At 71.9% G+C, this 8,822-nt stretch carries 6 protein-coding genes and 1 pseudogene; 5 read left to right on the top strand and 2 right to left on the bottom strand.

Annotated elements, in window-relative coordinates; genetic code table 11:
• The 3 genes and pseudogenes from IE317_RS38255 to dnaB all read left to right on the top strand — a co-directional run.
• Positions 1-218, top strand: a pseudogene (locus tag IE317_RS38255) (hypothetical protein); the annotation flags it as partial.
• Positions 219-305: 87 nt separating this feature from the next.
• On the top strand, positions 306-1,094 hold the full coding sequence (locus tag IE317_RS38250; protein WP_191316256.1) for an ESX secretion-associated protein EspG: 789 nt from the start codon (positions 306-308) through the stop codon (positions 1,092-1,094).
• A 517-nt stretch (positions 1,095-1,611) separates the two neighbouring features.
• Positions 1,612-3,021 carry a replicative DNA helicase gene (dnaB, locus tag IE317_RS38245; protein WP_191316255.1) on the top strand — a complete coding sequence of 470 codons (1,410 nt, stop codon included), beginning with the start codon at positions 1,612-1,614 and terminating at the stop codon, positions 3,019-3,021.
• Here the strand turns inward: dnaB and IE317_RS38240 are convergent.
• Positions 3,018-3,470 carry a MarR family winged helix-turn-helix transcriptional regulator gene (locus IE317_RS38240; protein ID WP_191316254.1) on the bottom strand — a complete coding sequence of 151 codons (453 nt, stop codon included), beginning with the start codon at positions 3,468-3,470 and terminating at the stop codon, positions 3,018-3,020. The genes dnaB and IE317_RS38240 overlap by 4 nt on opposite strands.
• 66 nt (positions 3,471-3,536) lie before the next feature.
• Here IE317_RS38240 and IE317_RS38235 point away from each other — a divergent pair, with 66 nt between their 5' ends.
• The gene (locus tag IE317_RS38235; RefSeq protein WP_191316253.1) at positions 3,537-3,929 is read left to right on the top strand and encodes a MarR family winged helix-turn-helix transcriptional regulator; all 393 of its coding nucleotides are present in this window, start codon (positions 3,537-3,539) and stop codon (positions 3,927-3,929) included.
• Positions 3,930-3,996: 67 nt separating this feature from the next.
• Positions 3,997-4,767: a dioxygenase family protein gene (locus IE317_RS38230; protein WP_191316252.1), complete on the top strand. Its 771-nt coding sequence runs from the start codon at positions 3,997-3,999 to the stop codon at positions 4,765-4,767.
• A 229-nt stretch (positions 4,768-4,996) separates the two neighbouring features.
• On the opposite strand, the gene IE317_RS38225 is transcribed toward IE317_RS38230, so the two are convergent.
• Positions 4,997-8,626 (bottom strand): PE-PGRS family protein, encoded by a 3,630-nt coding sequence (locus IE317_RS38225; RefSeq protein ID WP_229903139.1) that lies wholly within the window; start codon positions 8,624-8,626, stop codon positions 4,997-4,999.
• Between the last annotated feature and the right edge of the window lie 196 nt (positions 8,627-8,822).

Below are 8,822 nucleotides of genomic sequence, written 5' to 3'. Positions count from 1 at the left end.
GCCGGGGCGGCGCGGGTGCCGGCGGGGCGATGGGCGGCGCGGGTGCCGGCCGCGCCGGGGCCTCCGGGATGGGTGGCATGGGCGGCATGCACCCCGGCGGCGCCAAGGGCCAGGGCGGCGGCGACGAAGAACGCACGTCGAAGTACCTGCTCGGCGACGACCCGAACGACATCTTCGGAACCGACGAGCTGACCGCGCCGCCGGTCATCGGCGAGTAGCGCACGCGGGGGCCCCGGGCGCGTGCCAAGATGGGCGCGCCCGGCTCCCACCGGGTTCACCAACGATCTCCACTGGGGGCAAGAGCGGTGCTGGACAGGCAGGTCACCATCACGACCGGCACCCTGATCAACCTGATCCGGCGCCGGGGCGGCGAGCCGCACACGGTGCTGTCGGAGAAGCCGACCTGGTACAGCGACGAGGCCCAGCGCGCCGAGGACGAGCAGACCAACGCCGAGCTCGCCAAGGCCGGGCTGTTCGGCCCGCGCGGCATGCACCCGGGGTTCGTCGCGACGATCGAGGCGATCGCCCGGCCGCAGCTGGAGTACTACGGCTGGATCGACGGCGGGTTCCAGGGCAAGCCGGTGAGCTACCGGCTGCTCGCCGGCAGCGCCGGCGGTGAGGCGTTCGTGCTGGCCAAGCACGAGGAGCTGGACGTCGTCGTGCTGGAGTCCACGCGTCCGGGCGAGCTGCTCGACGACTTCCTCGGGCAGATCCCGAAGCTGGCGCCGGGCCGCGGGACACCGCTCGCCGTGCCGAAGAGCCAGATCGAGGGCACCGCCCGCGGCGACGACGGCGCGTTCGCGGTGCTCCGCAGCGACCGCCCGGCCGAGGGGTCGCAGGAGGTCGAAGAGCTCCGCCGGATCCTCGCGTTGCGCCGGATGGGGAGCGGCAGCCTCTACGTCGCGGCCCGCAGCCGCACCGGCGCCCGGCACCGGATCGAACGCCCGGTGAACTACATCGATACGTCGGAAGGCCGGTGGCTGACCGAAGAGATTCCGGGGCGCGGCGAGAACCGGATCGCCTTCACCCCGGCCGACCAGCGCGTTCTCGCCGACCGGTTACGCAGCGCACAGGGCCGGCTCACCGCGGCCTGACGAAGGGCCGTTCAGCCCACCGGGTCATCGCGTCTACCCTCTGTGATATTCATCCACAGGTGGCGCGGTCCAATGGGTTCGAGCTGGTCCACGACACGCCGAAGAACGGACTTCTCGCGACACGCCGGACGAGTTTTCCGCAAGTTCTCCACACCTTGTACACAGCCGCTGACCTGCGTTTTTGTCAGAGCCGATCAGGCTTGTCCCCAACTTGTCCACAGCTCTCGCGGCACCTGTGATTGGTTACCCCCGTTCATCCCCAGGTTGTCCACAGAAGGGTCCCCACCCTGAATTGCCATCGGCCTTCCGGGGGATCTAGCGTGCCCGCTCGGGCCTGTACTCACGGTGGTGCTCCCGCGTGTCTGCGGCAGCCGGCCGGCGTTGTCGCCGATCATCGGGGGACGAGGTCCGGTGCACGACCGGTGGACCAAAAGCCGGGGCGCCAGCCCCGTGCTTCGAGAGCGAAGATCCGGCATAATCGAACGGGTGTTCGACCGATGAGGAGGTGTCCGGGGCGGTGGCGCTGACCGACGACCGCAGTCCGATGTACGCGGAGTCCGACCCGGGTCCGAGCGACCCCGGTCCCGGTGGTGGCGGCTTCGACCGCCAGCCGCCGCAGGACATCGCGGCCGAGCAGTCCGTGCTCGGCGGCATGCTGCTGTCGAAGGACGCGGTCGCCGACGTCATCGAGGCGCTCGGCCCCGACGACTTCTACCGGCCCGCGCACCAGGCGATCTACGACTGCATCCTCGACCTCTACGGCCGCGGCGAGCCGGCCGACCCGATCACCGTGTCGGCCGAGCTGGAGCGGCGCGGCGAGCTGGGCCGCGTCGGCGGCGCGCCGTACCTGCACACGCTGATCGCGACGGTGCCGACCGCGGCGAACGCCGGCTACTACGCCGAGATCGTCTCGGAGAAGGCTGTGCTGCGCCGGCTGGTCGAGGCGGGCACCCGGATCGTGCAGTACGGCTACGGCGCGGCCGCGGCCGACGGCGCCAACATCGACGAGGTGGTCGACCGCGCGCAGGCCGCGATCTACGACGTCACCGAGCGCCGGACCAGCGAGGACTACGTCGCGCTGGAAGAGCTGCTGCAGCCCACGATGGACGAGATCGACGCGATCGCCTCGCGCGGTGGCCAGTCGCAGGGCATCCCGACCGGGTTCACCGACTTCGACGAGCTGACCAACGGGCTGCACCCGGGTCAGATGATCATCGTCGCCGCCCGTCCCGGTGTCGGCAAGTCGACACTGGGCCTGGACTTCGCCCGCTCGGCGTCGATCCGGCACGGCCTGACCAGCGTCATCTTCTCGCTGGAAATGAGCCGGACCGAGATCGTCATGCGCATGCTCTCGGCCGAGGCCAAGATCCGCCTCGCCGACATGCGCGGCGGCAAGATGTCCGACGACGACTGGACGCGGCTGGCCCGCCGGATGAGCGAGGTCTCCGAGGCACCGCTGTTCGTCGACGACTCGCCGAACATGACGATGATGGAGATCCGTGCGAAGGCGCGCCGGCTGAAGCAGCGCAACGACCTCAAGCTCGTCGTCCTCGACTACCTGCAGCTGATGACGTCGGGCAAGCGTGTCGAGTCGCGGCAGCAGGAAGTTTCGGAGTTCTCGCGGCAGATGAAGCTGCTGGCGAAGGAGATCGAGGTCCCGGTGATCGCGATCAGCCAGCTGAACCGTGGTCCGGAACAGCGCACGGACAAGCGCCCGATGCTGTCCGACCTGCGTGAGTCCGGCTCACTGGAGCAGGACGCCGACCTCGTCATCCTGGTCAACCGCCCGGACGCCTGGGAGCGGGACGACCCGCGCGCGGGCGAGGCGGATCTGATCATCGCGAAGCACCGCGCCGGGCCGACGGCGACGATCACCGTCGCGCACCAGCTGCACTACAGCCGCTTCGTCGACCTCTCGCACGACTAGCCGAGAGCGCTGTACCCGCGGACGAACGCCGTGAGGAGCCTGCCGAACGTCTCGCGGTCCTCCTCCGGCCAGTCCGCCATGACCTCCGCGAACACCCCGCGGCGGAAGGCGTGCATCTCGTCGAGGTGCTCCTGGCCGGCCGCGGTCGGCACGAGCACCGCACGCCGTCCGTCGCGCTGATCGGCTTCGCGGCGAAGCAGGCCCTGCTCGACCGCGCGCGCCACGAGCCGGCTCGCGCGGGGCTGGTCGACGCCCATCGCCGCGCTCAGCGCCGTCACCGTGCTGGGCTCTCCGCGTTCGGCGAGCTCTTCGACGACGTCGAGCAGCTCGAACACCGGGTCGTGCGCGCCCCGGCCTCTCGCCTTGCCGATCCGGCTGAGGGCTCGCCGCTGCTGGCTGCGGCGGATCGCGATCATGGCGCGCTCGACGTCGGCCACCGCGTCCGTCATGGTTGCTCCACCTCCGAACTACATGTACTTTTACATGTAGTTGCTCATTGATATGTTGGAGTCCTCATGAAACCCCTCGGCTGGTGGCTGCGCCACCTCCACGAGCTCCTCGAATCCTCCATGGCCCTGGCCCTCGACGCGGAGTCGCTGACCCGCCGGCACTGGCAGGTACTCAACACGATCGCCCTCGGCGCCCGCACGCCGGAGCAGGTCGACACGGCGATGGCGCCGTTCGTCGCCGGCGAGGGATCGATGGCGCCGAAGGTGGCCGACCTGCGCGCCCGCGGGTGGGTCACCGAAGACGGCACCTTGACCGCCGACGGCCGCGAAGCCCACGCCCGCGTCGAAGCGCACGTCAAGCAGTTCCGCGCGAAATCCATGGCGGGCATCAGCGACGACGACTACCGCACCACGCTGCGAACCCTCGAAAGGTGCGCCGCGAACCTCGAAGCCGCCTGAGGAATATCCCGGGGCCCGCGGGCGTCAGGTACGGTAGTAGTTGAACTTTCAACATCTGGAGCCGTCGATGACCCGCACCCCGGTCCTCTACCTCAGCCACGGAGCGCCGCCGCTCGCCGACGACACCACGTGGACCCGCCAGCTCGCCGCCTGGTCGGCCGACCTGCCGAAGCCCCGCGCGATCCTCGTCGTGTCGGCGCACTGGGAGGAAGCGCCGCTGACCATCGGGGCGACGACGACCGTGCCGCTCGTGTACGACTTCTGGGGCTTCCCCGCGCGCTACTACCAGGTGAAGTACGCGGCTCCCGGCGCACCGGAGCTGGCAGCGAAGGTCCGGAAGCTGCTTCGCTCGACCGAGACGCCCGTGCACGACGCCCCGGAGCGCGGCCTCGACCACGGCGCCTACGTGCCGCTGGTCGAGATGTTCCCGGACGCGGACCTCCCGGTGCTGCAGGTTTCGATGCCCTCGCTCGACCCGCGGGAGCTGTTCGACCTCGGCCGCAAGCTCGCGCCGCTGCGCGACGAAGGCGTGCTGATCATCGGCAGCGGCTTCTTCACCCACAACCTGAGCGGCATGGCCCGCGCCACCGACGGGACGCCGCCGTCCTGGTCGGCCGAGTTCGACCACTGGGGTGCCGAGGTCCTGCGCGACGGGGACGTCGACACCCTGCTGGATTTCCGGCACAAAGCGCCGGCGGCGGCGCTCGCGCACCCGCGCATCGAGCACTTCGCCCCGCTGTTCGTCTCCCTGGGCGCCACTTCGGACGAGGGATCCGGGCGCACGGTGATCGACGGCTTCTGGCACGGCCTGGCGAAGCGTTCTCTCCAGTTCTCCTGACCACCCCTGAAGACGCAAGCGAGCCCCAGGAGCCGAATCGGCTCCTGGGGCTCGTCGTCTCCAGGGAAGGAGAGCTTTCCGGTGTTCGCGGGAGGCCCGCGTCCGCGGTCCGTCGCCGGGGTGCTCCGTGCGAGGTCGCCCTCGCGGCGCGTGGAGCGCTTGGCGGCGTGACCACGGGGATCGTGGGCCGGCGGGTTCTCGTTTCGGAGAACCCGCCGGCTTCACCGCACTACTTGCGCTTGATCAGGCCGATCAGCTTCGCGAGGAAGCCGGTGGAGTCCAGGCCCGACATCGCCGGCACCTGCGGGGTGCTGTCCAGCACCGGCAGCTTGGCGTTCACCGGCACGGCCTGGGCGACGGGCAGCGCCGTCGGCAGGGCGGCCGGCAGCTCCGGGGCCGCGACGGGCAGGCCGGTGGCCGGCACGTCCGCACGCTCGGTGCCGTGGCTCGCGAGCGAGCCCAGCGACGAGAGGGCGTTCACCGCGGGCAGCGCGGTGGGCAGCGCCGGCAGGGCCGGAACGCCACCCAGGGCCGGCAGCGCGACGGGCAGGGCCGCCGGAGCGTCCGCACGCTCGGTGTGCCCCGGCAGGGCCCCACCCAGCGCCGACAGCCCGGTCACCGCGGGCAGCGCCGCGGCGGTGGGCAGCGTCGGCAGGGCCGGCTTCGGCAGCGCCGGAACGCCACCCAGGGCCGGCAGCGCGACGGGCAGGCCCGCGGCCGGGACGTCCGCACGCTCGGCACCGTGGCCACCGAGGTTGCCCAGCGACGACAGGCCGTTCACCGGCAGCGCCGCGGCGGGCAGGGCCGGCACGGCCGCCTTCGGCAGCGCCGGCACCGCGACGGGCAGGCCCGCAGCCGGGACGTCCGCACGCTCGGCACCGTGACCGCCGAGGTTGCCCAGCGACGACAGGCCGTTCACCGGCAGTGCCGCGGCGGGCAGGGCCGGCACGGCCGCCTTCGGCAGTGCCGGGGCGGCGGGCAGCCGGCTGTTCACCTTCGGCGTGGCGGCACGCTCGCCGAGCGGAGCCGCGACCGGCAGCGCGGGCAGGCCCTGGGTGGGCAGCTCGGCGGCCGGCAGGTGGCCGGCGAGCCCGGTCACCGCGGGCAGGGCCCGCATCGGCAGACCCTGGGTCGGCAGGCCCTGGGTGGAGAGGTTGCTGGTGTGCACCGAGTGGGTCAGCCCGTCCAGCGACGGCAGCCCGCCGAGCAGGCCGGCGACCGGCAGCTGGCCCAGCAGCCCGTCGACCGCGGGCAGCCCGCGCTGGGCCGGCAGGCCGCTGCGGAACGCGGCCAGCGAGGGCAGCTCGTCGGCGGCCAGCTCGGAGCCCTCGGCCGGGAACGCGATGGCCTTCGCGGCGGCCTCGTCGTCGATGCGGGTCATGTCCGTCGCGTACGCGGTGGCGACGCCGAGCAGCTCGAGGGGCACCCCGAAGATCTGCACCGGCAGCGCGAACGCGTGGTAGCCGTTGATACCCGACACGCTGGACAGGTCTCCCGCGGTGGCGGCCTTGCCGCCGTTCTCCGTGGTCAGCGTGTTGTCGCCGGCGGCGTTCCCCACGCCGCCCACGGCCGCCGCGTCGCCGAACAGCTGCGCGATCGCGGTCAGCGGCAGGTCGAGGATGTTGCCGGAGATCGCGCCTTCGACACCGGAGGTGGTGTCGTCGCCCGAGTTCTCGACCTCGGTGATGTTGATGCCGGTGCCCCTGGCGACACCCGCCGCGCCGGCGGCGTCACCGAAGACCTGCGCCGCCGCCAGCGGGTCCACGCCGACGATGTTGCCGGCCACGCTGCCGCGGTCGCCGCTGGTGGTGGCGTTGCCGCCGGCCTCCGACTCGACGTCGTTGGTGCCCTTGCCGGTGCCCAGCGCGGCGGCGGCGATCCCATCGCCGAAGACCGAGCCGGCGCCCGCGATCGGGGCCTTCACGACGTTGCCGGTCACCGCACCGTCGCGGCCGTCGGTCACGGCGTTGCCGCCCGCCGTCGCGTCGGTGATGTTGTCGTTCTCACCGGTGCCGATGCCGCCGAGGGCGCCACCGACGCCCATCGCCTGCACGGGCAGCGCGACCGGGGCTTCGACGATGTTGCCCGCGGCGGCGCCCGCCGGGCCGGCCGCCTTGAGCGCGCCGCCCGCGTTGGACGTCGTGTCGGTCGAGCCCTTGCCGTGGCCCTGGCCGATCAAGGCGCCACCGACGTTGGCGACCTGCACCGGGGTCGACACCGGGACCGCGCCCAGGTTCGAGCTCAGGAAGCCGTTGTCGTCGTCGGTGTTGCCACCGCCGCCACCGGAGACGACCTTGGTCTCGTCGGCCGCGCCGGAGCCCTGGCCGATGAACGAGCCGCCGATGCCGAAGACCTCGGCGGGCAGGCCCACCGGCACCTGGACGATGTTGGCCGAGCCGGACGAGTCGTGGCCGATCGTGCCGTCGTACCCGCCGGCGGTGACCTTCTTGTCCTCGGTCGCCGTGCCGGTCGCGTTGCCGATGTGGCTGCCGCCGATGCCGAAGACCTCGGGCGCGCCCGCGGCCTGGGTGTTGACGATGTTGCCGCCGAGGAAGGCGCCGTTGCCGCGGGTGAAGCTGCCGTTGCCGGCGTTGGCGTCGGTCGTGTTGTCGTGCGTGGCGTTCGCCTGGCCGATGTAGGTGCCACCGATGCCGAAGGCCTCGACCGGCAGCGCGAGCGACGGGTTCAGGATGTTGCCCGACCCGCTCGAGTTGTCACCGGCGGTCTTGACGAGGCCACCCGAGTCGACAGTGCTGGAGGAACTGCCGGCGCAGGGGATGCCCGCCGAGGCGTTGCCGATCCACGAGCCCGCGACACCCGCCACGTTGGCGATCGGGGACAGCGAGGCCGCCCCGGCGTTGCCGGACAGGAACGAGTCGTTGCCGCTGGTCTCGAGGTAGGTCGGGACGCCGCCGCGGACGGTGCGGTCGGCCCCGGCCGTGGCGTCGGCGGAGGTGTTGCAGCCGTCGGAGTTCGACAGCGAGCCCCACACCGCGCCGGAGTTGCAGTTGAACTTGACCGGCAGGGCGATCGGCGCACCGATCACGTTGCCCGACCCGGAGGCCCGGTCGCCGGAGCTCAGCAGCGAGCCGCCGGAGGTGGCGACGGTGTCGGCGGAGTAGCCGTGGCTCTGCCCGTTGCCGAGCAGGTAGGACGCGGCGTTGCCGGTCACCTGCACCGGGGTGGCGAACTGGCCCGCGACCACGTTGCCGGAGAGCGAGGAGCCGTCGCCGCTGGTGGCGACGTCGCCGGTCTCGGTGGTGCTCTGGCTGGCCGACCCACCGGTCACGCGGCCGGTGCCGCCGGCGACCCCGCCGCCGTTGCCGGCGATCTGGACGGGGAGCGCCCAGTCGAAGACCACGGCGTTGCCCGCGAGGCTGGAGTCCTGGCCCGTCGTCTTGACGTCCTGGTCGTGGCCCCAGCTCTGCGAGTGGTCGGTGCCCACGACGTGCGCGTCGCCGCCCACGCCGATCGCGTTGTCGACGATCTGGATCGGGACGACGAGGTCGCCGGTGACCTTGTTGCGCTTGAGGTTGTCGTGGCTCGGGGTGAACCGGCCGCCCAGGGTGCTTTCGTTGATCGGGCTGGCGTCGTCGAACTGCTTGGCAGCCTCGTTCGCGGCCTGCGTGGCCGGCTTGGTGCTCAGCTCCGTCTGCCCCTCGGGCAGGTCCAGCTGGCCGAAGGGGACGCCGACCGCGTTGTTGGCTTCCTGGATCGGAACCGTCACGTTCAGGTCGAGCGGTGAGGCAGGGGTGTCGGGGTTGACGTTCTCGTCAGCCGAGGCGATGCCGGTGCCCAGCATCAGCAACCCACCCGTGACAAATGCGGTCTGGAGTCCGCGCTTTGCCCACGTCTGCATGGGGTTTTTCTCCTTCATTTCGGGTTCCCTTGCGGGTTCATGGGGGTGCGCCCGTCGAATTCGGAAGAGGTCCGAGCCGCACCAGGGGGGAGGTGGAACTTCTTGCGGGCGCACGAAAGCGCACCGCCGTGTCACGGGTGTTGCGCGGACGCGAAGCCGTCAGAGAACGACGGACGTGGGTGCGTCAGCGACCCGT

It is taken from the genome of Amycolatopsis bullii (assembly GCF_014654205.1).
Taxonomy (GTDB): domain Bacteria; phylum Actinomycetota; class Actinomycetes; order Mycobacteriales; family Pseudonocardiaceae; genus Amycolatopsis; species Amycolatopsis plumensis.
This window is presented reverse-complemented; position numbering and strand designations above follow the sequence as displayed.